Below are 896 nucleotides of genomic sequence, written 5' to 3' on the forward strand. Positions count from 1 at the left end.
ATCGCTACATTCCATGAGAAATGATCGGTCAGCACGCCGACAATCAGCCGGCCGGCCAAGCCTCCGATGCTTGAGCCGCTCACATAAATCCCCATCACATACCCCAGGCTTTTTGGATGGAATTCTTCATTGATATAGGCCATGGCGATGGCCGGGAAGCCGGCAAGCACTGCTCCTTGAATCGCCCGTATGGTGATCAGGATGTATAGATCATCCTGGATGAAGCTGACGCATATGGATAATAAGGCAGATAACGTGAGCGCTGTCCCCATTATTTTTTTTCGATCGATGTTTTCAGAGAAAAAGGAAACGAGCAATAAACAAATCGCAAGCGCCCCTGTCGCAAAAGATAATGTCAGGCTTGCCGTTGCAGGGGAGACGCCGAATTGCTTGGCGAATACCGGAATGACAGGTTGCGTACTATACAGATCGGCAAACGTTACAAAGCTGCCAAGAAACAAAGCCAAGATTGTCATCTTGAATGATTTACCAGCTGGCTCGATATAATTCAATTTCATTCAGACCCTTCACGATTTAAACTTTCCCCCTATGTTAATACGAACGGACCCCGTTGTCTATTTTGCCGCATGAAGCTTTCCGCTTCATGAAAAAACCCTTCACCATAAGGAGTGAAGGGTTTTAAGTCCATATTCCGTTTAGCCTCCGGCCCGCTCGCTCTTTTTAAGCAGCCAGTATACGGGCATGCCGATAACGAGGATGATTAACGAATACAAGGCATCCAGCGGGGTATCGATCAATGTGCTTGCCACAATATATACGGCACCAGCAATCGCTACAATGGGAATGATCGGGTATAGCGGAACTTTATATGTTTTTGCGTGCGGATCTCTCTTGCGCAGGATGAAGACGGCAAAGAAAGCTAATCCATAAAAACA

At 47.0% G+C, this 896-nt stretch carries 1 protein-coding gene and 1 pseudogene; both read right to left on the reverse strand.

Features of this window, described 5'->3' with window-relative positions; translation table 11 throughout:
- Positions 1-518, reverse strand: a 518-nt coding sequence (locus CVN76_RS01300; protein WP_232732046.1) for an MFS transporter, incomplete at its 3' end; no start/stop codon positions are given.
- A gap of 138 nt (positions 519-656) precedes the next feature.
- A pseudogene (locus CVN76_RS01305) lies at positions 657-896 on the reverse strand (serine/threonine protein kinase); the annotation flags it as partial.

The sequence above is a fragment of the Bacillus sp. mrc49 genome (assembly GCF_002803435.1).